Origin of the sequence: Shewanella decolorationis S12 (assembly GCF_000485795.1) — a bacterium.
Taxonomy (GTDB): domain Bacteria; phylum Pseudomonadota; class Gammaproteobacteria; order Enterobacterales; family Shewanellaceae; genus Shewanella; species Shewanella decolorationis.
The window spans coordinates 699,675-724,710 of sequence record NZ_AXZL01000076.1 but is presented as its reverse complement, the minus strand read 5'-3'; the positions used below and the strand labels follow the sequence as shown (position 1 = coordinate 724,710).

Sequence of the window (25,036 nt, the reverse complement as noted above, 5' to 3'; positions counted from 1 at the left end):
CGCAATCTAGGATTGCGCCTCTTGTTTAGTTTTCGTGTTGGCGAAGCGTTATTTATTGGTTTGGTAAATATGCACATCGCGCTGCGGGAAAGGAATGCTAATGCCCTCGGCATCGAAGCGCATTTTCACTTCGCGGGTAATATCCCAATACACATCCCAATAATCTTCGGGTTTGGCCCAAGGACGGACGATAAAGTCGACCGAGGATTCCCCTAACACATGCAGCTTAATGGTTGGTGCAGGGATTTTTTGCACCTTAGGATGCGCCTCAACAATCGACTTAAGCACGGCTTCGGCATGCTCAATATTGTCGCCATAACCAATACCGAAGGTCATGTCGACGCGGCGTTGATGCTCGGCAGTAATATTGTTAATGGTATCGCCCCAAATCTTATTGTTTGGAATGATAAGCCTTTGGTTATCTAACGTTTTAATTGTAGTGGAGACAAGGCTCATATGGCTTACACGCCCCGTAACACCTGCGGCGTTAATCAGATCGCCCACATCGTAGGGGCGATAGATCAAAATCATCATGCCCGAGGCAAAGTTCGAGAGTGAATCCTGCAGGGCGAAACCGATAATCACACCGGCGATACCAAAGCCTGCCAATAACGGGCCTAACTCTATGCCAAGTTGAGAGAGGGCAATCAGCACGCCGATAGTAAAGACCGCTTTGCCCGAGAGCGAGGTAAAGAAGTCTTGCAGTAACTTACTGAAATTTAACTTAGAGTTACTGACAGTATTACGGACAATCTTCTTCGCCAGTTTGCCTGCAAGGCTTGCGACAAACAGGATCAGACAGAAGATAAATAACTTAAAGACTAAAGTAGGACCATGGTTAATGGCCTGTTCTTTGGCGGTATTGAGCCATTGCTCAACGAGGCTTGAGGCTACATCGATACTCAGCACATCTTGAGTAATATCGCCTGAGATACTGAACAAGGTCTTTTTCAGTGAGGCAGTATTTTGCTCTAGCGCATCGAGTAAGTCGATATCTATGCTAAGGCTTTGACTGTTGAGCGCCAATCTATCCTTCAGCTGCATAACGCGACTGGTTTGCGCTGCGGTCACGTCTTTACCCGCATTAGTGGCGGCGTTGACTGCATTTTGTAACTGTTGCTGAGTGAAGGTAACAAAGCTATCGAAGTTATCGGCGCGACTTAAGAGGATTTGGGTCAGCTCGGTTTTTTGCGCTGCCACATCTTCACCCATTTGGCTGAGCCAGTTTAAGGTCTCGAGTCGTTGTTTGTAGTTATTGTCCTTATCGAGCTCGCGATGTGAGATCTCGAGTAGAGTCGCTTCATCATCCGTCGTGCCGAGCTTGTGGGACAACTTAGTGACGATATCATTAAAGTACTCATTGATTTTGATATTAAATTTCAGCTGCTCATGCACTATCGACAGCATAAAAGTTTTATCGTAGGTGCCGTCTTCTAACAGCGCTTTAATCTTATTGCGTAGCTGTAAGGTCTTATTCTGAATACGGTATTCAACAATGGTACGCAATTCACCTTGGGATTGAGCTAAGCGCGCAATATCTTCTTTAATGGCTGCTTGTAATGTTGTGAGCTCAACTTGAGTTTCATTAGGGATTGGCGCGGTTTGCGTGGCGGCGACCGGTTCTGCATCCGTCGCGAAAACCTCGGTACTCAATAGCAGGGGAAAGCTTAGGGCAAGTATTAATATGAGTGAGCGGCGCATAGGCGTTATCTTCAATAAAAATAGGTAGCTACATCATAGAAGGTGCGTTTAACACTGTAAAATCGCAACAGCATAAATTGTTGCTAGAGTACGAAAGTTGTGCGCGGGTTTGCAGCATTAAGCTATTGCGGGAAGTCTTGCTGCAAGAGTGCTAATTAGTTCGACTTAATGGGATGAGGATCTGGTAGACTTAGCGCCCCATAGTTAGGAATGTACCGTAAATGTTGTGCTCCCATTGCCATCAGTCGATTAAAATTGCTCAAATTACCCAACAGCGTGGCAAAGGCTTTCACGCTCAAGTGCAATGCCCCCATTGTTCAGCGTGGCTGGGGCACAACCCTAAGTTATTGAAGCTAAAACTTTTTGGCTTTTATGCGAGCTTAGCTACAGGCTTATACTGCTACTTCGATGCCTCGACGCGGCATTTTTTGATCCCTGTGATGATCTTCTGTGTGATGTTGCTGCTGGTGAGCCATTTTATGGATCAATTGCAAACCATTGAGGCACCTAAAAAAGAAGACGATAGCGATCAACGGCAAAAGTATCGCTAGAGGTGAGGGGATTGGATTAACCGAGTCGAGCTGCGCAGGTGTTATCGCACAGGCTCAACTTGGTTTAGACTAGAGCTTGGCTATTGAACAACCTGTTCTTGACTCTCTAATGAGTGTTCTACGTAATAAATACCACCCAAAATCACTGCGCCGAAAATCACTATCCCTAAGATTAATCCTAAGTTTTCACGAAAAAATGCTAGCATTTTGGTTGCCTTTTGCTGGATTGAATGGATTCTAGATTGAGCGGGTATCACACCGAGCACATCATAGTTTTACTGACTTAAGCTAATCTTAAATAACTCTTTTTGCCAACCTGAGTCAGTTTTTTGTTGTACGTTTTTCACCCTAAAGTTGCAATGGTAAATATCTTGTAACGCATTGCAGGGCGATTACCTTATTGCAACTTGCTAGCCGCCTGACTTAAACTTGAGCCACTTTTTTACTATGGGGACGACTGAGTGAGACTGCACAGTCACATAAGACGCACAATTTCGATATGGCTTGCTGCCGTATTGGTATTGCTGTCTTTTGTTGCCTCAGCCCATAGCGTGACTCACCTTGATGATGGGGCAAAGACGCACTGTACTTTGTGCTTTCATCAACATCAGCTGAATAAAATTCTGCTCACCCAGCCGCTTAAGCTCCATTTAGCGGTACAGCGATTCGATGTTTGTGAGTTTGTCTTACCCATTACCTTCTCTAAACACGTCAGTGTTTACCACAGCCGCGCGCCGCCAGCTCTCCGTTAAATCAACTTTTACATTTTAACTTATTGTATTTCTTGGTGACTTTTCTGGGTCATCGAGTGCTAGTTGTATTTTGGAGATATCATGACTGTTTTGAACAACCGAATTTCTTTGGTGGCCTTGGCATGCGCATTTGCATCGCCGACATTATTTGCCGCTGACTCAAGTTTAACCAATCCAGCGATTAGCGCAGTACTCAATGGCTACTACCAAACGGCTGAACGTCCATTGGCTGAAACCGCCGAAGGCTTTGGTTTAGGTGAAACTGAGCTGGCCATGAGCGCCAATATTGACGACATGTTCTATGGCAAAGTGACCGCCGTTGTTGAGATGCACGACGGTGAAACTGAACTCAATCTCGAAGAAGCCTTTATCCAAACCATGGCGATGCCAGCGGGTTTCTCAATCCGTGGCGGACGTTTCCTCTCGGATATCGGCTATTTAAATAACCAGCATTTACATACTGACTCATTCACTGATCGCCCGATTGCTTATCGCGCATTTTTCGGCGGCCATTATTTTGATGACGGTGTGCGCTTAAACTTTGTGGCGCCAACGGATCTGTATTGGACCATAGGTGCAGAAGCCTTTAAAGGCGATAGCATGCGCGCTGCCGATGAACACGGTGAGCGTGAGTTTAAAAACGTGGGTGTTTACACCTTCTACACCAAGATCGGTGGTGATATTGGTGATAACAGTTCATGGCAGGCGGGATTGAGCTACCTGCGTAACGAAAATGGTCAAGTTACAGCCCATGAAGAGGGTGACGAGCACGAAGATGAAGCGGCCGAGGAAGGCCATGATCACAGCCATGCGGCATCTTACACAGGCAAAAATACCTATGGGGCTGATTTTGTGTATAAATGGGCGCCAAATGGCAACTATAAATACCAAAACCTGACCCTGAGCGGTGAGTATTACCGCGTGACGGACTTTGTACCGAGCGACCTGCATCCTGAGGACGCGCCGAGCAAGGACTATCATCAAGGTTGGTATCTGAGCAGCGTGTATCAATTCACGCCTAGCTGGTCTGCGGGTGTGCGTTACGGTGAGGTGGATACTCAAGAGCTCCATGGCGATCATTTCCATGGACAGAAGTTAAAGGAATCTGAGGTGAGTCTGGCGTGGCATTCGAGCCATTTCTCCACGGTACGTTTCCAATACACCAATCAGAAGGGAACTAACTTCGATGGAATCGAAGACGACAATGTTTTCACTATTCAATACATTATGTCTCTGGGGGCTCACGGTGCGCATCAATTCTAATTTTGTTAAAGCGGCCGCAGCGGCCCTGTCTATCGCTTGTTCAGGCTTTGCCCACGCTGAGCTGAATGTGTTTGCCTGTGAACCCGAATATGCCGCACTGGCAAAAGAGCTGGCTCCAAATGCCAACATTTATTCGGCAACCACGGCCCTGCAGGATCCACATCAAGTGCAGGCGCGTCCGAGTTTGATCGCCAAAATGCGCCAAGCGGATCTAGTAGTCTGTGCGGGCGCCGATTTAGAAATCGGTTGGCTACCAATGCTGCAAATGAAGTCGGCTAACGCTAAGGTTCGCTCTACCGATCAGGGGCTGTTTTTCGCCGCCGATCAGATCGATACCTTAGATAAATTAGCGAGTGTCGACCGCAGCATGGGCGATGTGCATGCACAGGGTAATCCGCATATTCACTTCGATCCCAATCGTCTGCTCACTGTCGCGAATGCACTGAGTGCCAAGATGAGTCAGCTGCATCCAAGTGAGGCGGCGAATTATCAAAAGGCCCTAGCGGACTTTAGTTCACGTTGGCAGGCGGCTATTCCTCGCTGGGAAGAACAAGCCAAAGCGTTAAAAGGCAAAAAAGTCATCGCTTACCACACCAGTTTTAGATACCTGTTTAACTGGTTAGGCATAGAACAAGTCGCTGATCTTGAGCCTAAACCCGGTTTGGCACCGACTAGCGGTCATTTAGCGAGTCTGCTTAGCCGCGCCGAGCAGAAGGATATTTTGGCGGTGGTTGTGGCGTCCTATCAGGATGAGCGCGGTGCTAACTGGTTGGGCGAAAAGGCTAATCTGCCAGTTGTCATGCTGCCAATGTCAGTTGGTGGTAACGATGCCAGCCAAGATCTCTTTAGCCTCTACGACAGTGCAATTTCCCTCTTAAACGGGGTGAAATAAGCCTATGCTGGATCTGGAACTGATGTCGATCCTGCTGCCAGCACTGGCGGCGGGGATCTTAGTGCTCTCAACGCATATTGTACTTGGTAAACAAGTGCTTAAGCGTGGGATTATCTTTATCGATTTAGCTATTGCACAAGTCGCCGCGTTGGGGGCGATTGTGGCACATATGGACCACAGATTAGAGGATATACCATTTTCTAATGTGTGGATGCCAGCCTTATTCGCCCTTGCGGGGGCGGGATTTATCGCTTGGTTATCCAAGCGTATGGCGGGCGAGCTAGAGGCGATGATAGGTTGCTTTTACGTGTTGTCGGCGGTGGCGGCCATGCTATTGCTGGCAAACGATCCCCACGGGGCAGAGTTGTTGAAGCAATTGATGTCGGGCCAGATCCTTTGGGTGAGTTGGTCGCAATTAGTGTTACCGACAGTGGTGTATGCGGCTGTGTTAGCGGTGATATTCTTGCGGCCACAGATCTTAAACGGTGCGGGATTCTATCTGCTATTTGCGTTGGTGATCACCTTGTCGGTAGAGCTGGTTGGGGTCTATTTAGTGTTTAGCACCCTTATTTTACCTGCACTTGCCCTTAACAAGTATCAAGGTAAAAACGGCTTGTTTTATGCCTATCTGGTCGGCCTTACGGGTTACTTGCTGGGGCTGGTGCTATCGGCTACGTTGGACTTACCGAGCGGTGCGGCGATTGTCGCTACCTTAGCCATAAGTGCTTTAGTATTCCGTTTAGGCTTAAGTAAAATCGCGGCAGTGCGCCAGGTCGCAAACTAGGTTTTTAGCTTAGCTTTTTAAGCTTAGATATTGATTTAAAAGCCCATCGGCGTGCATGATTGCGCGTGTGCCGATGGGCTTTTGTTTGGATTGTTAGCAACTCAGCTTACAGATGTAAACATTATATTGAGTCCCTTGGGCTGGGTGGCTATACTGTCGCCACTTTCACCCTTGGAGCATGTCGTGCTGTTAATCGTCAGATCTGTGTTGTTGGCTGTGTCATTGTTACTCGCGTTTATTTTTGGTGGTTTGGTTTGTTTGTTGAGACCTCGTCACCGTGACAATGTACATATGTTCGCCAAGATCTTCTCATCCGTCGCCCCTATTCTAGGGCTCAAAGTCATAGTGCGTCGGCATAAAGAGGTGCAGGATGGTCCCTACATTTTTTTAGGGAATCATCAAAATAACTTCGATTTGTTCACTCATACTAAAGCTGTGCCCAAAAGTACCGTCAGTTTAGGCAAAAAGAGCTTAGTGTGGATCCCGCTATTTGGGCAGATCTACTGGTTATCGGGCAATATTCTGATCGATAGAAAAAATCGTAACAGTGCCTTCGATACCATGGCCAAAACCGCTGAAAAGATTAAACAGAACCGTTTATCTGTGTGGATTTTCCCCGAGGGTACCCGCTCACGTGGCCGCGGCCTGCTCCCCTTTAAAGCGGGCGCATTCCATACTGCGCTTGCCGCAGGGGTGCCAATAGTGCCAGTGCTCGCCTCTTGCCAGAGCCATATTAATTTAAACCGTTGGGATAACGGGGTTGTCATCATTGAGATGATGGCGCCTATCCCAACCGAAGGGTTAGACAAAGCCGATGTTAAGGCCTTTTCTGCCCAAGTGTATGAGACTATGTCGGCCAAATTTAACGAGATAAATCGTGAAGCGGCAGCATTAATGGGTAAAACTCTCGAAGGTGATGACGTATAATAGCGCCAATTTGAGCCAGTTTTACCTTAACGGAGACAAATCCATGTCTATTGAAAGTCAATTAAAAGCCCAACTTGCCGAGAATCGTGACATAGTGCAAGCCCTGCTTGACGATGGCTCAGAGCCAGATGCTGAATACACCATTGAGCATCATTTCTCATCTAGCAACTTCGACCGCTTAGAAAAAGCCGCCGTTGATGCATTCAAACTCGGTTTTGAAGTCAATGATGCTGAAGAGATGGAGTTGGAAGATGGCTCAGTGATTTTCTGTTTTGATGCTATTGCTTACCACAAGCTGGAAGTGGCATTACTGGATAAAGCGACCGAGCAGTTACTGCAACTCGCCGCTAAACAAAAAGTGGATTACGACGGCTGGGGCACTTACTTCGTTGGCGACGATATCGATGATGAAGAAGGTGACGACGAAGAAGATGACGGTTTCCCGCACTAATTCTCGACCATTGAGATTTGAGTAACAAAAAGCCCATCAACGATGGGCTTTTTGGTTTTAGTAACCTGTTGTTTGTGCGGTGTGCAGGACGCTACAGTTACGCCCCTTCTGTTTGGCTTCGTATAACGCTTTGTCTGAGCAGGAAATCCAACTTGAACTACTCGTAATATGTTTGCCTATTTCACATACGCCAAGGCTGACAGTCACTTTAATCTTCAGCCCCTCATACACTACGGTGGATTCAGCGATCTTTTCCCTCAAACGCTCGGTAAAGTTGAGGGCATCGGTGCCACTGGTATTGGGCATGACTACGGCAAACTCTTCGCCGCCATAGCGACCGACACAGTCGGTTTCCCGCAATGAATGACTCAGAAGATGGGCGATATGTTGGATAACCTTATCACCGGCTAGATGGCCATAGGTATCATTAATATTTTTAAAGTGGTCAATGTCTATCATGACCAAACTTGCCATGCCTGAGTAGCGGGCATAGAGATCAAACTCATGTTCCAAACATTGTTGCCAATGGCGGCGGTTATGGAGCTGTGTCAGACCATCTGTTTGACTAAGGCGTTCTAACTGTTCGTTGGCGGCCTTGAGCTGCAGTTTGTTGACCGCGATATCGGTAACATCATAAATAATCACGCTGATATGGGTGATTTTTCCCGTTAATGATGCCAGAGGTAACAGGGTCACATTTTGGTACATAAAATCGGCACGGCCAGTAATCGGGCGATAGTTTTTAAACTGAAAGACGTAAGGTCTTTGCTCCCAACTGATAAAGGCTCGATTTTTAAGCATAAAAACCGATTCCATCTTTTGCTTTAACCAAGCCGCGGGCAATTCAGGGAAACGAGTAAATAAGTTTTGACCTTTTATGGAATTGGGCGATACGCCACTATGGTTTTCCATAAAACCGTTCCACAGTTGGATATTGTAATCGCGATCTAATACCACTAGACCCACTTCTATGGTTTGTACCATATCGATAAGCCAATGGAGTTCGTTCATTGCGCTTTGATCGTTTGACATAAGGTAAAGTCCAACTGATTAATCGAGTAAATAACCGAGTTTGTAGCTCAGTGTCGGTATTGAATCTTCAGTAAATAACAACAGTAAGTCGCACTGAATATTATGATTTTCAATACGATAGTTAATTTCCATAGCTAATGTTCTGTGCCATTTTTCAGAATTATCATGGATAAGGTCGTTCACTGTGCAATGGCGGCCTAACACCACAGGATGCGCTTGGCTGAACTTCATATCCAATTGCTCCGAGATACCATTAAGGAAGGCACCAATAAGTACGTTACCAGTATCGATCAACACTTCAATTTCGGTATTTTTATCCTCAGGGTTGGCGACGCCCATGAGTTTAGCCATATCTTGGAAGCTTGAATCATGGAATAGCAATAAGGCTTCACCCGCCACACCGGCTCCAATAAATCCTTGGCAGAGGGCTGAGACCGTGGAGCTTTCCTCTGTGGCCTTGAGTGCCATCGTCAGTTCGCTGACCTCAAGCACATTCACATTCGGGATTGGTAATAGCACAAAAACATCGAGCAATTTGGCTAACAGATCGGCGGCGCGCCCCATGGCGACGTTGGCGATCTCTTGGCAGGCGTCACGCATATCGACTTTGATCATCGGCGTGTCTTCCGCCTGATCTTTTTGTGTTAGGGTGAGAATGCCATATTCCTGCAGAATATTGCTGATGGCATCGGCACTGACGGGCTTTTGAATAAAATCCAATGCGCCTAAAGCTTTAACCCTTTCATGGGCTTTGATCTGTATATCCCCAGAAACCACAATAATCAGCGCGGGGAGATCGTTTTGCTGGACGGTTTGCAGTACTTCATAACCATCCATTACCGGCATATTGAGATCGAGGAATACCACTTCGCCTTTACCAGCGCGAATGGCATCTAAGCCTTCGGCACCATTAGTGGCATAGGTAATCTCCACATCCCACTCTTTAGGTAGGGTGCGTGCCATTTGTTTGCGCGCCATGGCGGAATCGTCACAGATGAGTACAGATATTGTCATACTGACTACAGATCCTTATTTGCCCATTTATTGAAGATAACACTAATTCTGAATGTTTGAGTGACGAATTACGTCCTTCGGGCAAGTTTTATTTATATCATCTATAGGTAACATATAGATTTTAATGAGTAATTTTATTCATCTTTCCATAAATTCTAAGAGCAAATGGCGGTTAAAATTTGGGATAGATAAGTAAAATTCCATTCTTCATTATTCACAAAAAATACGCCTACTTTGCGAATACTAATATGCTTAATCCATCGAATGAGGCCCAAGGTATCTCTCACGTGCAAAGATTGATACAGATACCTTAGATAAGCTGAGTTGCCAGTAATGCAATTTCCTAAAGGAATGCAGGAATTAATCTGACGCGTATCTAAATCTAACAGCTTCATAATCATGAAATTATTAGGATTAGACTCCAGCCTAACATAATCAGTCACTAATACTTAATGACGGCTGACAATATTTTGACTTAAGTCAAAATTTAGCCTTATGTTACATCCTTTGGTTGATCATGCCAATTGTGTTAACATTTATTCTGGACTGACCAGTAACAGGATATTTCATGACGGAGCCTTGTGTACAAGTATCGGTTGAGAATGGCATTGCATATGTCAGGCTCAATCGCCCAGAAAAATATAATGCAATTAATTATTTGATGTTTAGCGAACTGGACAAAGCGATTAAAAGCATTAAAACAGACACACGCGTTCGACTGGTGATTTTATCGGGCGCTGGCGGCCATTTTAGTTCGGGGCTGGACGTAAAGAGTGTGATGTCAGCACCGATGCAAGCATTTAAGTTGTTGTTTAAATGGTTGCCAGGTAATGCCAACTTGGCACAGAGAGTTTCCCTTGGCTGGCAACGTTTACCCGTGCCCGTAATCGCGGTGTTGGAAGGTTGCTGTTATGGCGGTGGCATGCAAATCGCATTAGGTGCTGATTTTAGAATTGCGAGTCCTGACAGTAAGTTATCTATTATGGAAGCCAAATGGGGGCTAGTGCCGGATATGGCTGGCTTAGTGACGCTCAGGCAAATTATGCCTAAGGATCAGGCGATGTTACTCAGCCTTACGGCCAAAGTCTTATCGGGTGAAGAAGCTAAAAACTTGGGATTAGTGACTCAGTTAAGTGATAACCCAATGTTAAGCGCGCAGCAATTGGCCCAAGAGCTTCTCAATACCTCCCCCGATGCCGCCGCGGCGATTAAGTTGAGCATCAACCGAAGTTGGACTGCGTCGATTCGTGCACTGTTATGCCGTGAGTCGTGGAGCCAAGTCAGACTGTTACTCGGAAAAAATCGTGCGATTGCGGCGACTCGTCAGCTAAAGGATCCCAATAAAGCCTATCAAGATCGCCAATCGGGTTGGTAGCGGGTGTAAGTTAGTTGGTTAGAAAGCCGTGGCAATGGATAGCTTAGGTTTATAAGGCTCACACCTTAATAGGCGCCGCTCATGCGGGCGGCGAATCCTCTAATGGCCGTTAAACAATTCTGCCATGCACTCTCGTTATCCAGATTTAACGCCAATGTCGTTTGCCGATAATTCGGCGCTTCTAAGGTCACCGCGAGAGTTTTGCGTTGTGCAGCTGTTTCTATCGATGCAGGATGGCCATCGGGTGATTGAATATCGAGTATCGGCATAGTGAGCTTGGCCAGCTTTTCGGCGATGGCTTGATTACGTGTCTCATCTTCGCTGTAGGGATTGATGACAATCAATACATCTGGATCGGCAATTTTGTTTTGGCTTAATAGGCTTATCAACAATCCCGCACTTTGATCTGCAGTGATCAACACTCGTTTACCGGGGAAGTCGGTGCCAATGCTGTCGAGCTGTGACATGCTTTTGACTAAAAAGTCTTCTTGTTCAAGCAGGTGCTTATTGCTTTCTTCTGGCTTTACCTTTTGACTCGGTTTATTCGACGGACTACTGAGCTGTGCTGCCCCCGCAGAGGTCACTTCGGTTGCTGGAGTGGCAAAATTGGGACTTGGTGGTTCTGTTGGCGGTGTGAGGCTTAAGCTCGCCCAACCAGCAGCATTGATATTACGTCGGACAAAGGCCATTAATCCGGGCGCATCGGCGGTGCCATTAGTGGCGGGTAAAATAATGGCTGCACCGAGTTTTTTTCGGCCTTCCCACGAGCGGACTAAGAGTTCAAGTGGTTGGTCATCTATGGTGATTTGCTTGATCTCGCTCGCGGGTAAATAGCTGCTCGCTCTTTTAGCGGGAGCGTTAGATTTAGACTGAGCAGCTTCGGCGCTAGGCTCGGGAGTTTGGCTACTGGGATCGGCGGCGAGTAAGCTCGCACAGGCGAGAGCTAAGGCTAGGCCCAATACCGAGGGAATAATACGCGCCATAGAATTGATAACCACCTGTGTAGTCTCATAAATTCAATTAGCTAGAGTATAACCTGAAGCGGCGTAGCAGAAGCAATTTTTGCTTGAGGTCGTGACGGCGACCGGGCATGGCAGTGCCTTGACCCAGTCCATAGCCATACTTATTGTAAAGTCGGAAATAAAAAATAAAAACGCCCTGCAATTGGCTGGGCGTTTACATATTCGCTTAAGTGAGCATGAGGCGGCTCTGGCTTACCGTCATTGCGGATTAGACATGGCTCACCAATACCATACGGATCGCATCGAGCTGTAGCTGGCTGGCATCGAGGTAAGTGCTCAGTTCCTGCATTTGATTACGCAGGTACTCTAACTCTTCCTCACGGATATTCGGGTTAACCGCTTTCAAGGATTCTAAACGGTCTAATTCGCTCGTCAGTTGGCTGGTCATTTTCTCACGTGCCTGTGCCACTAACTCGTTCACCGCGGCTTGGGCATATTCTTCACCCTTAGCAAATAACGGATGCAGAATCGGTTGTGAAGCTGTGACTAACTTGCTGCCAATATGGCGGTTAACCGCGCTTAACTGTTTGTCAAAGCTAGTGTAATCCACCTTAGCGGACAAATCGTTACCGTTTTTATCCAGCAGTACGCGGATAGGCGTTGGTGGCAGATAACGGTATAACTGGCTCGATTTAGGCGCCGAAGCATCCGCCATATAAATCAGTTCTAAGAACAGGGTGCCTGCGGGTAAGGCTTTGTTTTTCAAAATCGCGACGCTCGTCGTACCTGTGTCAGAGCCTGTGATCAGATCTAAGCCTGTTTGCACTAATGGGTGCTCTTGGGTGATCAGGGCGATATCGTCACGGGACAGCGCGGTATCACGGTCGAAGGTGACCGTCACACCATCTTCATGCAGGCCCGGATAGGTTGGGAACATCATATGTTCGCTTGGGCGCAGAATGATAGAGTTTTCACCTTTATCTTCTTGATCGACACCGATAATGTCCCACAAGCGGATCACCGAACCAATCAGCTTAGTGTCCTGATCGCTTTGGGCTAAGCGCTCGACAATCGCCTTGGCCTTATCGCCGCCGTGGGAGTTGATTTCCAGTAGCTTATCGCGGCCTTGCTCCATAGCGTGTTTCAGTTCTTTGTAACGGCTTTGGGTGTGGTTGAGCAGATTGGTTAGCTCATCTTCATCACCGCCGACGAGAACGTTTAACAGATCTTCGGCAAATTCACTGTACAGCACATGGCCACTTGGACAGGTCAGTTCGAAGGCATTCAGGCCTTGATGATACCAGTTGAGCAGACGCTCCTGCGCCGTATCTTGCAGATAGGGCAGGTGAATTTGGATATCGTTCTTTTGACCAATACGGTCTAAACGGCCGATACGTTGTTCTAATAAATCTGGGTTTAATGGCAGATCGAACAGCACTAAGTGGCTGGCGAACTGGAAGTTACGCCCTTCAGAACCGATTTCAGAACAGATCAACGCTTGGGCGCCGCCTTCTTCTTGGGCGAAGTAGGCTCCTGCTTTGTCGCGCTCGATGATCGACATGCCTTCGTGGAAGACTGTGGCTTGAATGCCTTCACGGGTACGCAGGGCTTCTTCTAAGCTCAGGGCGGTATCGGCGCCACTGGCGATGATCAGCACTTTCTTGCTGCGGTGCGACTTTAAAAACTCGATTAACCAATCCACGCGAGGATCGAATTTCCACCAACTGGCGCTGTTATCTTCAAATTCTTGGTAGAGTTTTTCAGGACTTAGGGCTTGTGCTGCTTTCGCTTCTAAGGTCTTACGGCCACCCATCATCTCATTCACACGGGCAGCAGTGAGATACTGCTCAGGCATTGCATGGGGATAGGCGTTGAAAATACGTTTCGGGAAGCCTTTTACCGAGGCGCGACTGTTGCGATAAAGCACGCGGCCAGTGCCGTGGCGATCGAGCAACTCTTGAAGCAATTCGCTGCGGGCCGCTTGTTGCAGTTCGCTATCGATATCTTCGGCTTGAATTAACCGAATGCTCGGCGCTATGTCTTTCTCGCTGAGTAATTCGGTGAGGCTGTTGATGGCAGCATCGGATAATTTTGCGTCGCCCGCTAAGGCTTCGGCGGCAACGGCGACATCTTTGTAGCTGTTTTCTTCGGCGAGGAAGGCATCGTAGTCGTAGAAACGATCCGGGTCGAGTAGGCGCAGGCGCGCAAAGTGGCTCTCATGGCCAAGTTGATCCGGCGTTGCCGTTAACAACAATACGCCAGGCACTACTTCGCTTAATGCTTCAACCACTTGGTAGGCACGGCTCGGGGCTTCTTCGGTCCACTCCAAGTGGTGGGCTTCGTCGACGACCAGCAAATCCCAGTCGGCATCGAGTGCTTGGTCGAGACGTTTCTTTTTACGCAGTAATTCGAGGGAACAAATCACTAACTGCTCGGTGTAGAAAGGATTGTCATGGTCGGCAAAGGCCTCGACACAACGGTCTTCATCAAAGACTGAGAAGCGCAGGTTAAAGCGGCGTAGCATTTCCACTAACCACTGATGACGCAGGGTATCCGGCACAATAATCAACACCCGTTCGGCGCGGCCAGTGAGCAGTTGTTGATGGATAATCAGACCCGCTTCGATGGTTTTACCTAAACCCACTTCGTCGGCCAGCAATACACGCGGCGCATAACGGCGACCCACTTCATGGGCAATCCACATCTGGTGGGGGATAAGACCGACGCGTGGACCTTGTAAGCCGAGTAAATCTGAGGTAGCCAATTGATGACGCAGTAACTGGCATTGATAACGAATGCCGAAACGGTCGAGGCGGTCAATCTGACTGGCAAACAGGCGATCCTGCGGTTTGTTAAAGCGAATATTGTGGTTTAACAGAGTCTCACGCAGGCTGGCTTTTTCGCCCGTTTCGCTGTGGATACCGTGGTAGACGACGAGGCCGTCTTTTTCGGTGAGTTCTTCAACCGCGAGGCTCCAGCCTTCATGGCTTTCAACCGTATCGCCAGGGTTGTATATGACACGGGTCAGAGGGGCTTCGTTGCGCGAGAACATGCGGTTCTCACCAGTCGCAGGGAATAACACTGTGACCATACGGCCTTCAACTTGTACGACTGTTCCTAAACCAAGCTCTGACTCGGTATCACTTATCCAACGTTGTCCTAAGGCAAACGGCATCTTAAATTCTCATCTCTGGGCGGACTCTAACAAAGGGCGCGTATGTTATATCAATACTAGGGATATTTGAATCGCCCTCTCACCCGTTAGAGCCTAATTCCCCACACACTAGATTACAAATTGAACAGTGAAGAAAATTCTCTATAGTCGTTCGATGATTTGTCATGCTACTGTCATATCGAGGGACCTACACTGCCCTCGAGTCACCGACTTAAACACAGGTTCGTTCGGTTGGCATTCAGAGAGAATGGTGCCAATATTAGTTTAAGCCGCTAGCCGTCTTTATTAAGTAGAGGCTTGAACTTTAAGATCATTCTTTACTTCGCCAACTGACATAGGAGCCATATCCACTCACCGGGAAAGAGATGTAGCATAAAAACAATCGAGCACTCTGGAGGCGCCATGGAACAAGACGACAGAAAGTTGTTTGTACTGGATACCAATGTGTTACTACATGAACCTTTGGCGATCTATTCGTTTAAAGAGCACGATGTGGTCATTCCGATGACAGTGCTAGAAGAGCTAGACCAGATTAAAGATCGAAAGAGTGATGTGAGTCGGGATGCTAGGGTCGCCATACGGGCGCTGGAAGATACCCTAGGCGGTGATACAACACCGGAACAAATCATTAATGGTGTCCCTTTACCGAGTCGAGAAGGGCATGCCGATGCGATAGGGGCGCTGTCTATTTTCCCTGACCATCTTGTCGATTTTACCCTAGGCGCCCTGCCGGGGGATGGCAACGATAACCGCATTATCAACACCGCTTTGCACCTGCAAAACCTCCACCATCCACGTACTGTGGTGTTAGTCACTAAAGATATCAATATGCGTCTTAAGGCCAAGGGCGCGGGTATTCTATTGGTTGAGGATTATCGGACCGACCAGCTGATCGATGATATTCGTTTCCTCAGCAAGGGCTTTTATCAATTCGAAGGAAATTTCTGGGAGCACTTAAACAAGGTATCCACCGAGCGCCACGGTCGACATACGATTCACGAAGTCCCACTGAAAGATTTAGACAACGAACCCTTCTACATTAACCAGTATCTGATTGATACCGAATCTGATTTTTGTGGCCGCGTCACTGAGCGTAGCGATACCCATCTGCATATTTTAGATCTGGGCCGCGAACGCTTAAAAAACCTCGAGGCTTGGGGCGTAAAACCCAAGAATGTTTACCAAGGTATGGCGTTGCAGGCGCTGCTCGATCCCGATATTGATCTGGTGATCTTAACTGGGCCAGCGGGTTGCGGTAAAACCTTACTGGCAATGGCGGCGGCACTTGAGCTGGTGGTGGAGCGCAATCGCTACGATAAGGTGATTGTGACTCGTAATACGCCGGAAATTGCTGAATCGATAGGTTTTTTACCTGGCACCGAAGAAGAGAAGATGATGCCATGGCTCGCGGCGATTACTGATACCTTAGAAGTGCTGCATAAGAATGATGTGAATCCCACCGGCAGTTTGAACTACATCATGGAGAAGGCGAATATCCAATTTAAGTCGATCAACTTTATGCGCGGCCGCTCGATCCAAAACTCCATCGTGCTCTTGGATGAATGTCAAAACCTGACGGCATCGCAGATCAAAACCATGATCACTCGGATGGGTGAAGGCACAAAATTGATTTGTTGCGGTAACTTAGCGCAGATCGATTCGAATTATCTCACCGCAGTGACCTCGGGGTTAACCTACATAGTGGAACGTTTTAAAGACTTTGAAGGCAGCGCTAACCTGTACTTGAATGGGGTGGTGCGTTCACGCTTGGCCGAATACGCCGAAGAACATCTCTAACTATTTACTTTATTGTTACGAAAGGTCTCACTCGTGGGACCTTTGTTTTTACGCATTTCTATGTTTTTCAATTAACTAATCATAGACTTTGACAGCCTTCGTACGGCAATTATTTGATGCGACTCGGGGTTTCTTCCTGCTAATATATGAAGCCATAAATGAACTCAGTCACTTTTGCCACCGATGGCTAAAATCAAGCGCTGCAATCAAGGGTAGTGGATGAAATCGAGTGAGCCGGATCTCCAGCTAAAATCGCCGATCCAAAAGAATTATAACCGTGCTGTTTTTTATACTTATATCGGCGTGATTGTCCTGTCGTTGCTGACGGCATGGATGTTTTTCGATCGCCAAAAAACTCAGCAGATGGATCAGCGTGAAGAGCAGGTCGAGCGTCACGTATTGCAAATTGACTTGCTGTTGGAGTCGAGCATCCGCGCGGTGAAGAGTCTGCGGGATGTGGCCGTGGATCACCTGCGCTTAGGTGAGTTGGTGCGTAAAGAACGTTTACCGCAATACGGCAAATTTAACGAAAGTGGTCAGTATTTTACCTTAGAGCCTAACTACGCCAAGGGCGGTAAGCCCTTTACCAACATGGGGCGGATCACGGGCGCGGGTTCCCTCGATGGTCGCAGCGATAAGTTCTACCAAGAGCTGGAAATGCTGTTCGAATTGTCACTGTCTTTCCCTGTCGCCAAAGAAGCCGCACCTAAAGCCTCGGCGATTTATTATTTATCGCGCCAACGGATGATGTCCTACTTCCCTTGGACCAATGGTGACCAGCGTTTTAGGGACGAGCTGCTCAATAAGAAACAATTCCAATACGCCACCCCGGCGATGAACCCGCAGCGCAGTGTGTTTTGGAGTGAGGCCTACGTCGATTCGACGGGCAAAGGCTTGCTGACCACCTTAGGTGTGCCCGTTTATCTCGATGATGAGTTTATGGGGTCAATTAACCTCGATATGACCTTGGCCTCATTGGCGCGGCAAATTCGAGTGTACTTCAAGATGCCAGGGACTGTGATCCTGCTCGATCAGCAGAACAATATTTTGTCCCACAGTGACTTCGATGGCTCCGATATCAATCGTGTATACCACATCAGTCAGCGCATTCCGTCTGAGCTGCATTCGCTCCCCGAGTCCGAATTATTCGATGCCCACGAAGGCATCATTCGTAACGGTTACTATATTCACTCGGTCGCGCTGCATAACGCGCCGTGGCGCTTGTTGTATCTGCAAAATGAAGACGATCTGTTCCAAGATTCGGTCGAAAAACTGCAGCTGACCTTTATCCTAGTAGTGATCGCCCTGTCGGTGCTGGTGACCATAGTGCACTGGCAAACGCGCCGCTCCTTCGTGAGCCCCGCATCGCGGCTGTTATCGCACTTAGAGGGCTGCTCCCAAGAGCCGCGTAAACCGCCAGAAAAAATCACTCCGGGGTGGGAGCCTTGGTTCCTGCTGGTGAGCCGTATCTTTGAGGAAAACAAGCAATACACCCATCATTTGGCCGAGCAGAATAAGCGACTCGACAAACTGGTTGCGCGCCGTACCGAGCGGTTAAAAGATGCGACCGAACGCCGCGAGCGTGAGTATGCGTTGTTGCGCTCCTTACTCGACTCCATCCCAGAAGCCATTGTCTTTAAAGATAAAGAGGGCAATTACCTCGGCTGTAACAAGGCCGCCGAGCGTATGCTGGGCTACACCGAAAGCGAGATGATCGGTCTGTCGTCGGAGGATTTAACCTCGCCAGAAATGGGCATTCGTATTCGCGCCGAGGATGAGCAGATCTTAAAAGATCGCACCCCGCTGCGTTATCAAGAGAAGGTCGAGTTAGCGGGCAAACCTGTATTGCTCGATACCCTGAAACTGCCTTTCTATAACCGCCGTGGCGAGCTACAAGGCTTGATTGCCGTGTGGCGCGACGTGACGCGTGAGTACGAGTCCGCCGAGCAGTTACGCCTGTCGGAGGAGCGTTACCATTTAGCGATGGACGCGGTGGAAGACGGTCTGTGGGACTGGTATCTGGATTCGGAGCATATTATTTGCAACCCATCCTACTATTCGATGCTGGGCTATAAACCCAATGAATTCCCTGCGTTAGTATCGGCAATCGATCAGCTGACGCACCCCGACGATAGAATTCGAGTTGAAGAGTACCGTAATCAGTATCTGCAAAATCCCGTCGATGCCTATGAGATCGAGTTTAGGATTTTAGGCAAAAATGGCAGTTATCACTGGGTGCTTTCCCGCGGTCGGGTGGTGGAATTTACCGCCGATGGTCAGCCTAAGCGTATGGTCGGTACCCATAAGGACATCACGCGCCATAAGAGTAACGAAGTGGCGCTGCTTGAAGCGAAGCAGGACGCGGAACTGGCGAACCTGTATAAGAGTGAATTCTTGGCGAATATGAGCCATGAAATCCGCACGCCAATGAACGCCATTATCGGTATGTTGCAGTTAGCGCAGCGCACCTCGCTGACGGCGCAGCAGAAGGATTACCTCGAAAAAGCTGGTTTCTCGGCGCAGTCATTACTGCGGATTATTAACGATATTCTCGACTTCTCTAAGATTGAGGCCGGTAAGTTAGAGTTGGAGCGGGTACCGTTCCCACTGGATAAAGTGCTCGACCATGCCCTCGATCTCAACGCGCTTAAGGCGCAGGAGCAAGGCGTTGAGTTATTACTGTATGCGCCAGTGACGGCAGGCCTCATTCTTAAGGGCGACCCGCTGCGTCTAGGCCAAGTGCTGATCAACCTGTTATCGAACGCAGTGAAGTTTACCCAATCCGGTGAGATTGAATTGGGCTGCGAAGATGTGGGCGAGCGCGACCATCGGATTACCTTAAAATTCTGGGTGCGGGATACGGGTATTGGGATCAGTAAAGATCAGCAGGAAAAGCTGTTTGATGCCTTTGCCCAGGCTGATGGTTCGACGACCCGTAAGTACGGTGGCACGGGATTAGGTTTATCGATCAGTAAGCATTTGGTCTCCATGATGGGCGGCAAGATGCAGGTGCAGAGTGAGTTAGGCGTTGGCAGTACCTTCAGCTTTACCATCAGCTTCGAAATTGCCGAAGAAGCCAAGGTTGAGCCCTTAGTGGTACCTGAAAAACTCAATAATTTACGCACACTTGTGGTGGACGATAACCCGACGGCGCTGCAAATATACTCGGCGCTGATGCGTGATTTCCACTTCGAGGTGGATACGGCCGCCAGCGGCGCCGAGGCGCTGTATAAGTTGTCGCGGGATCCTATCGATTTATTGTTGCTCGACTGGATGATGCCAGAGATGGATGGCGGCGATGTGATCACCGCCATCGATACCATGGTGGCCGAAGGCCGTATCGCGAAACGACCCATTATTATCATGATGACCGCCTATGCGGCTGAGCCTTTACAGCACGAAGTCGAAACTGCCAATGTGTTTGCCGTGCTGCAAAAACCCTTTAAGGCTTCGAGCCTGTTCGATGAGATCATTGCCGCCTTTGCCGATGAGCCAAGGCTCAATGTGGTGCAGCCTATTGATGAAGTGCCTGCAGAAGAGGGCGAACATACTGGCCTGGTGCTCTTGGTGGAAGATAACTTTATCAACCAACAGGTGGCGACCGAGCTGTTAAAGAGCGCGGGATACGAAGTCGTGGTGGCGGGGAATGGTCAAATTGCCCTCGATATTATCGACTCGCGCCCCTTTGATGCGGTATTAATGGATATTCAAATGCCAGTGATGGATGGTTTAACCGCGGCGCGGGCACTGCGTGAACGCTTTAGCGCCGATGTGCTACCTATTATCGCCATGACAGCCCATGCGATGTCGGGCGATCGGGAAAAGAGTCTCGCGGCGGGGATGAATGCCCATATTACTAAGCCGATAGTGCTAACGGAACTGTTTGAAACCTTATCGCATTGGATAAAACACAAGAATAATCATCATTAATCGTTTGCCCGGGGCCAATGATGGCCCCGCGTGGTTTAGATTTTGTGTAACATGACCACGTAGACAGCCCAATCAGGAGGAAAGATGAAACCCCATAGCCTAGCCCTCGCCATCCTACTCTTAGGTTTACCCACACTCAGCGTTGCTGCGAATTTACCGAGCACTAAAGTCGTTAAGCAGAGCCAAGCTGCTAAGGGATTTCTTAATCTTTACTATGAGTCAAGCGAGGGCGAGTTATACCTCGAGGTGAGCCGCTTAAATCAACCCTTTCTCTTGGTGACTAGCCTGCCTGAAGGGGTCGGCTCTAACGATATCGGCCTCGACCGTGGTCAATTAGGCCAAACCCGCATGGTGCAGTTTGAGCGTCAAGGTCCCTATATCCAGCTTAAGCAGCTAAACACTCAGTATCGCGCCAATACCCAAGATGCCGCCGAAAAACGAGCAGTGAATGAAGCCTTTGCCGATTCGGTATTGTGGCAGGGCAAATTGCTCGACGGTAAGCCAGATATGGTGGCGATTAGCGAGCTGGTGCTCAATGATTTACACGGCGTTGCCAGCGTACTGCAACATACTGGGCAGGGGAGTTATCGCCTCGATTTAACCCGCTCGGCGATTTTACCCGCCGGGGTGAAATCCTTTGAAAAGAATAGCGATGTGGATGTGCAGCTTACCTTTAAAGCCGATGCTGCGGGTGAGCAAGTGGCGAGGGTCACGCCCGATGGCACTTTAATGTCGGTGCGGATGCGCTATTCCTTTGTCGAATTGCCCGAGGAGGGCTATCAAGCTCGCGCCTATCATCCCATGAGCGGCTATTTATCCGATGAGTATCGCGACTATGCCACGCCGTTTTCGGCGCCACTGGTGCAGCGGTTTATTTTGCGCCACCGCCTGCAAAAGGTGAATCCTGGCCCAGCGCCCAGCGAAGTAGTAAAGCCTATCACCTATTACCTCGACCCTGGCGTGCCTGAGCCTATCCGCTCGGCGCTGCTCGATGGTGCTCGCTGGTGGGAAACGGCCTTCACCCAAGCGGGATTTATCAACGGCTTTAAGGTTGAACTCTTGCCGCCCGATGCCGATCCGCAGGATATTCGCTACAACATGATCCAGTGGGTACACCGCGCCACGCGGGGCTGGTCCTACGGCGCGGCGCTAACCGATCCGCGCACCGGTGAAATCATCAAAGGCCAAGTGACCTTAGGTAGCTTGCGGGTGCGCCAAGATTACTTGATTGCCAAAGGGTTAACCGCAGGTTGGCGTGATAGAAGCGCCGCCGAGCAAGCCGCCAACGACTTAGCCTTAGCGCGTATTCGGCAACTCGCCGCCCATGAGGTCGGCCATACCTTAGGCTTAGACCATAACTTTGCCGCCTCGACTAATCAGGATGCCTCTGTGATGGATTATCCCCATCCTAAGATCCTGCTGAAAGGTAATGACATCGATATATCAGCACCCTATGGCGTAGGTGTCGGGCCATGGGATAACTTTGCTATCGCGTACGGCTATAGCGATGAAGGCGATGCCACCGCTCAGCAGGCGCTGCAAAATCAGTTGCTGGCCGAAGTGGCCCGCAAAGGGCTGCGCTATATTGGCGAAGCAGATTCGCGCCAGAAGGATGCCAGTCAAGCCTATGCCAGCCTGTGGGATAGCGGTGACGATCCTATCGCGCAGCTACTGGATTTGAATCGTATTCGCGCTAAGGCGATTGAAGGTTTTAGCAGCACAGCCCTGTTACCGGGCGAGCCACTGGGTGAATTAGCCGATGCCTTTGTGCCTATCTATTTACTTAGCCGTTACCAAATCGATGCGGTCAGTAAGTTTATTGGCGGCACAGACTACAACTATCTCTCCGTCGGCGAGGGCGCTCGCTGGAGCTATATCGCGCCGCAGTTACAATTATCGGCCCTCGATGCACTGCTCAGCACCTTAGATGCCGCCAGCTTAACGGTTCCGCAAACCTTGCTCGATACGCTGGTGCCTAAAGCGGGTAATTATCAAGCGACGCGGGAGTCATTCGAATCAGGGCTTGGAGTGGTGAGCGATCCCCTCGGCATGGCGGAAGTGTTAGCGCGCCATACCGTGGGCCAGATGTTGATGCCACTGCGCTTAAATCGCGTCAGCCAAGGGGTGATGGCGGATAATGAGCAGCTCTCGGTCGAAACCTTACTCAATAAGCTATTTGCCGCGACTCTTTATCAAGAAGATAAGCTCGCTCTGATTGAAGGTGTGTGGATGCGGGTGAATGCGGTGGTGATTGATGAACTCTTGTCTGCCTATCATGATCCGCAAACCTCGGCAGAGGTGAAGGCGACTATTAACGAACGCGCCCAATTCCTGATGAAACAGCTTAAAGCCAAAGCTAATCGCGCGAATGCCAAGGTAGCCTCCCACTATGCTTGGTTGCAACAGGGACTGAGTGCAGGGCTGACTGACGCCAACAGCAAACTCATTCCTAAACCCTTGAGATTGCCGCCGGGTTCACCAATCTAAGTGTTGGTTTTCAGCATCATAGGCGCTAACGAGGGGATTCGTTATGCGCCTATTTCTTTTGGGTTTCTAGGATAAAAATGTTCGGTTTTACGCTCAATATGGGTAAAGCGGCGAGTATTTTTATAGGGCAGTTTCATAAAGCCAGACACCCCATGACCTTGAATTTTACCCACATAATGCAGAATGCGGTCGAGGCTGGCGCGAAACGCCGCCTGTTTACGCGGGTTGAGTAGTTTTAAGTAGCTGTGGATCTTTAAGTGATTCGGCAGGGCCTCAAAAATGATGCAGCCCGTGTGGTGGATCTGGTTGATACGCGCCAATTCCTCCATGATTTCACTTGGTAATTCGAGGTTTTCATCCGGATCCTTACCGTCTTCAAAGTAAGAGTGCAGCCGTGATTTATCTTCGAGGGTCGGCACATCACCTACCTCGAAGGGCAGTTGCAAATCAGCGCTGGCGACAAAGGGTTCGCTGGTGTTTTCGCGCTCGATATGCAGCGTATCCCTAGCGTTAAAGAAGCAGGCCTTAAACACCCCGATACGCTTAATTCCCCGCGCGAGCGTCACCATATTATTGACGGCGATGATGAGCGCACTCTTTTGTTTAGCATCGTAAATGGCGAGGTTGGAGTCGATAAACACGCCGGTTTCTTGCCAATGGATGGCAAGGCCGCCCACTATGGGATATTGACCTAGGCGACCCACGGCGGCGATAAAGCCCTTTTCGGTATCCCCCATACCGGCTAAGAAGTTGCGATAGTATTTTTCGAGCTGGATGTCATCCATCTTAGCGATGGGATCCTGGGCGTTATGTTCCTTTAAAAAGGATTTGCGCGAGCTGTAACTGACAGTTTCGACATCTTTTTCGCGGGATTGCACCCAGACGGGGATTTCGCCCATCAGTTCAGCTTTTGGCAATTCAGGTAAATGCAATCTATGGCTGTGGCGCATACTTTTGAGAAAATAATCCCCCGCCAGATTGCGCTGCACGGCATCGCTACTAAGCATGCCTTCCAAGGTGCGCGCCAACTCCATGGGTAAGCCTATGCTGGTGGGCGGGATGACCTGTGCGCCGAAGCGACTCGCCTGTCCAGAGGCCAAGGCATACAAGGTCGCTGCCACGCCTTGTTCGTCGAAACGCGGGCTGGAGAGCGCGCCATTTAGCTGCTCTTCACCGATAAAATACACATCTCCCATGCGGGCATTGGTGTGTTGCTGATCGCTCGACATCAGCGTCATCACATTGTCTTCAACTGCCTTGTTATGTTCATCCCGTTGCGCAAATACGGCAGAACCCCAGTCGATAAGGGATAAGTGCTGACTTTCAATATCATAGACAAGGTTTGAAGGCTTAATATCGCCATGCACTAAGGGTTTGCCCGTGCGCAAATAGTAGAGAATATCGGCCAGTTGGCGGGCGATGCTCATTACCATGGCGGGGGGCAGGGCGCCTAAGCGGCGGCAAAGCTGCTCGAGATCTTCGCCCTTTGCGCGCTCCATCACTAAGATCCCTTGTTTACCAACCCGCTCAAATTTGATCGCCCCCGGAATGTTGGGGTGTTTGAGCAAAGACAGCATAAAGGCTTCTTCTTCTAAGCGGTCTTGAATATGCTGCGGCAGATTAATTCTTGAGAATTTAAATACATGGGCTTCGTCGGCCTGATTAATTCCCGCAAACACAAAGCCGTATGCCCCCTTACCGATAAACTCAATGTCGCGATAACCCAACTTACTTAACTGTTGTTTACATAAACGGATCCACGCCTTGTGCTTACGGGCATCGTTGGCTTTGAGCAAGTAAATGGATTGCTCTTCGGAAATGTAAAAGTGTTGTAGTTGGGGTGTTTGCAATGCGCGACTCCTTGTTTTGGTTATTTAAACAGTAAGCGAGGCAGATAAGCAAATTGGCGTTGGATGCTTGAGTGATGTTGCCTGCGATAACCT

18 protein-coding genes are annotated in these 25,036 nt (G+C 49.0%); 11 read left to right on the top strand and 7 right to left on the bottom strand.

The window, feature by feature from the left end:
• Positions 1–48 precede the first annotated feature (48 nt).
• Positions 49–1,701: a mechanosensitive ion channel family protein gene (locus SHD_RS20150; RefSeq protein WP_023268817.1), complete on the bottom strand. Its 1,653-nt coding sequence runs from the start codon at positions 1,699–1,701 to the stop codon at positions 49–51.
• A 221-nt stretch (positions 1,702–1,922) separates the two neighbouring features.
• Here SHD_RS20150 and SHD_RS20145 point away from each other — a divergent pair, with 221 nt between their 5' ends.
• Positions 1,923–2,252, top strand: coding sequence for a hypothetical protein (locus tag SHD_RS20145; protein ID WP_023268816.1), 330 nt, complete (start codon positions 1,923–1,925; stop codon positions 2,250–2,252).
• Between the two features lie 80 nt (positions 2,253–2,332).
• Here the strand turns inward: SHD_RS20145 and SHD_RS22375 are convergent, their stop codons facing one another.
• On the bottom strand, positions 2,333–2,458 hold the full coding sequence (locus SHD_RS22375) for a hypothetical protein (RefSeq protein ID WP_011627280.1): 126 nt from the start codon (positions 2,456–2,458) through the stop codon (positions 2,333–2,335).
• A gap of 255 nt (positions 2,459–2,713) precedes the next feature.
• On the opposite strand from SHD_RS22375, the gene SHD_RS20135 reads away from it, so the two are divergent.
• The 6 genes from SHD_RS20135 (at position 2,714) to rraB (ending at position 7,321) form a co-directional block, all read left to right on the top strand.
• On the top strand, positions 2,714–3,004 hold the full coding sequence (locus SHD_RS20135; RefSeq protein ID WP_039978803.1) for a hypothetical protein: 291 nt from the start codon (positions 2,714–2,716) through the stop codon (positions 3,002–3,004).
• Between the two features lie 81 nt (positions 3,005–3,085).
• The gene (locus tag SHD_RS20130; protein ID WP_023268814.1) at positions 3,086–4,267 is read left to right on the top strand and encodes a porin family protein; all 1,182 of its coding nucleotides are present in this window, start codon (positions 3,086–3,088) and stop codon (positions 4,265–4,267) included.
• Entirely contained in the window at positions 4,251–5,159 is a 909-nt protein-coding gene (locus SHD_RS20125) for a metal ABC transporter solute-binding protein, Zn/Mn family (protein WP_023268813.1), read from the top strand. Before SHD_RS20130 ends, SHD_RS20125 begins: the two co-directional genes overlap by 17 nt.
• A gap of 4 nt (positions 5,160–5,163) precedes the next feature.
• Positions 5,164–5,943, top strand: a complete 780-nt coding sequence (locus tag SHD_RS20120; RefSeq protein WP_023268812.1) for a metal ABC transporter permease — start codon at positions 5,164–5,166, stop codon at positions 5,941–5,943.
• A gap of 183 nt (positions 5,944–6,126) precedes the next feature.
• A complete protein-coding gene (locus SHD_RS20115; RefSeq protein WP_039978801.1) occupies positions 6,127–6,870 on the top strand; it encodes a 1-acylglycerol-3-phosphate O-acyltransferase in 744 nt (247 codons plus the stop codon).
• Between the two features lie 43 nt (positions 6,871–6,913).
• The gene (gene rraB, locus SHD_RS20110; RefSeq protein WP_011715766.1) at positions 6,914–7,321 is read left to right on the top strand and encodes a ribonuclease E inhibitor RraB; all 408 of its coding nucleotides are present in this window, start codon (positions 6,914–6,916) and stop codon (positions 7,319–7,321) included.
• A gap of 57 nt (positions 7,322–7,378) precedes the next feature.
• Here the strand turns inward: rraB and SHD_RS20105 are convergent, their stop codons facing one another.
• Positions 7,379–8,353, bottom strand: a complete 975-nt coding sequence (locus SHD_RS20105; protein WP_023268809.1) for a GGDEF domain-containing protein — start codon at positions 8,351–8,353, stop codon at positions 7,379–7,381.
• 18 nt (positions 8,354–8,371) lie between these two features.
• A complete protein-coding gene (locus SHD_RS20100; RefSeq protein ID WP_023268808.1) occupies positions 8,372–9,367 on the bottom strand; it encodes a response regulator in 996 nt (331 codons plus the stop codon).
• A 568-nt stretch (positions 9,368–9,935) separates the two neighbouring features.
• On the opposite strand from SHD_RS20100, the gene SHD_RS20095 reads away from it, so the two are divergent.
• Positions 9,936–10,742 carry a crotonase/enoyl-CoA hydratase family protein gene (locus SHD_RS20095; protein WP_023268807.1) on the top strand — a complete coding sequence of 269 codons (807 nt, stop codon included), beginning with the start codon at positions 9,936–9,938 and terminating at the stop codon, positions 10,740–10,742.
• Positions 10,743–10,807: 65 nt separating this feature from the next.
• On the opposite strand, the gene SHD_RS20090 is transcribed toward SHD_RS20095, so the two are convergent.
• Together SHD_RS20090 and rapA are read right to left on the bottom strand one after the other, a co-directional pair.
• Positions 10,808–11,725 carry a DUF3530 family protein gene (locus tag SHD_RS20090; RefSeq protein WP_023268806.1) on the bottom strand — a complete coding sequence of 306 codons (918 nt, stop codon included), beginning with the start codon at positions 11,723–11,725 and terminating at the stop codon, positions 10,808–10,810.
• Between the two features lie 247 nt (positions 11,726–11,972).
• A complete protein-coding gene (rapA, locus tag SHD_RS20085) occupies positions 11,973–14,879 on the bottom strand; it encodes an RNA polymerase-associated protein RapA (protein ID WP_023268805.1) in 2,907 nt (968 codons plus the stop codon).
• 402 nt (positions 14,880–15,281) lie between these two features.
• Here rapA and SHD_RS20080 point away from each other — a divergent pair, with 402 nt between their 5' ends.
• The 3 genes from SHD_RS20080 to SHD_RS20070 all read left to right on the top strand — a co-directional run bounded on the left by SHD_RS20080 (position 15,282) and on the right by SHD_RS20070 (position 23,093).
• Entirely contained in the window at positions 15,282–16,676 is a 1,395-nt protein-coding gene (locus SHD_RS20080; protein ID WP_023268804.1) for a PhoH family protein, read from the top strand.
• 219 nt (positions 16,677–16,895) lie between these two features.
• On the top strand, positions 16,896–20,606 hold the full coding sequence (locus tag SHD_RS20075; protein WP_023268803.1) for a response regulator: 3,711 nt from the start codon (positions 16,896–16,898) through the stop codon (positions 20,604–20,606).
• 84 nt (positions 20,607–20,690) lie between these two features.
• Positions 20,691–23,093 (top strand): zinc-dependent metalloprotease, encoded by a 2,403-nt coding sequence (locus SHD_RS20070; RefSeq protein WP_023268802.1) that lies wholly within the window; start codon positions 20,691–20,693, stop codon positions 23,091–23,093.
• Positions 23,094–23,134: 41 nt separating this feature from the next.
• On the opposite strand, the gene SHD_RS20065 is transcribed toward SHD_RS20070, so the two are convergent.
• The gene (locus SHD_RS20065) at positions 23,135–24,943 is read right to left on the bottom strand and encodes a protein kinase domain-containing protein (RefSeq protein WP_023268801.1); all 1,809 of its coding nucleotides are present in this window, start codon (positions 24,941–24,943) and stop codon (positions 23,135–23,137) included.
• Between the last annotated feature and the right edge of the window lie 93 nt (positions 24,944–25,036).

Excerpts from the sequence above, each read along its gene's own strand:
- SHD_RS20130 (WP_023268814.1), top strand. The coding sequence starts at position 3,086 with ATGACTGTTTTGAACAACCGAATTTCTTTGGTGGCCTTGGCATGCGCA.
- SHD_RS20070 (WP_023268802.1), top strand. The coding sequence starts at position 20,691 with ATGAAACCCCATAGCCTAGCCCTCGCCATCCTACTCTTAGGTTTACCC.
- SHD_RS20150 (WP_023268817.1), bottom strand. The coding sequence starts at position 1,701 with ATGCGCCGCTCACTCATATTAATACTTGCCCTAAGCTTTCCCCTGCTA.
- SHD_RS20075 (WP_023268803.1), top strand. The coding sequence starts at position 16,896 with ATGAAATCGAGTGAGCCGGATCTCCAGCTAAAATCGCCGATCCAAAAG.
- SHD_RS22375 (WP_011627280.1), bottom strand. The coding sequence starts at position 2,458 with ATGCTAGCATTTTTTCGTGAAAACTTAGGATTAATCTTAGGGATAGTG.
- SHD_RS20080 (WP_023268804.1), top strand. The coding sequence starts at position 15,282 with ATGGAACAAGACGACAGAAAGTTGTTTGTACTGGATACCAATGTGTTA.
- SHD_RS20145 (WP_023268816.1), top strand. The coding sequence starts at position 1,923 with ATGTTGTGCTCCCATTGCCATCAGTCGATTAAAATTGCTCAAATTACC.
- SHD_RS20095 (WP_023268807.1), top strand. The coding sequence starts at position 9,936 with ATGACGGAGCCTTGTGTACAAGTATCGGTTGAGAATGGCATTGCATAT.
- SHD_RS20090 (WP_023268806.1), bottom strand. The coding sequence starts at position 11,725 with ATGGCGCGTATTATTCCCTCGGTATTGGGCCTAGCCTTAGCTCTCGCC.
- SHD_RS20120 (WP_023268812.1), top strand. The coding sequence starts at position 5,164 with ATGCTGGATCTGGAACTGATGTCGATCCTGCTGCCAGCACTGGCGGCG.
- SHD_RS20100 (WP_023268808.1), bottom strand. The coding sequence starts at position 9,367 with ATGACAATATCTGTACTCATCTGTGACGATTCCGCCATGGCGCGCAAA.
- SHD_RS20105 (WP_023268809.1), bottom strand. The coding sequence starts at position 8,353 with ATGTCAAACGATCAAAGCGCAATGAACGAACTCCATTGGCTTATCGAT.
- rapA (WP_023268805.1), bottom strand. The coding sequence starts at position 14,879 with ATGCCGTTTGCCTTAGGACAACGTTGGATAAGTGATACCGAGTCAGAG.
- rraB (WP_011715766.1), top strand. The coding sequence starts at position 6,914 with ATGTCTATTGAAAGTCAATTAAAAGCCCAACTTGCCGAGAATCGTGAC.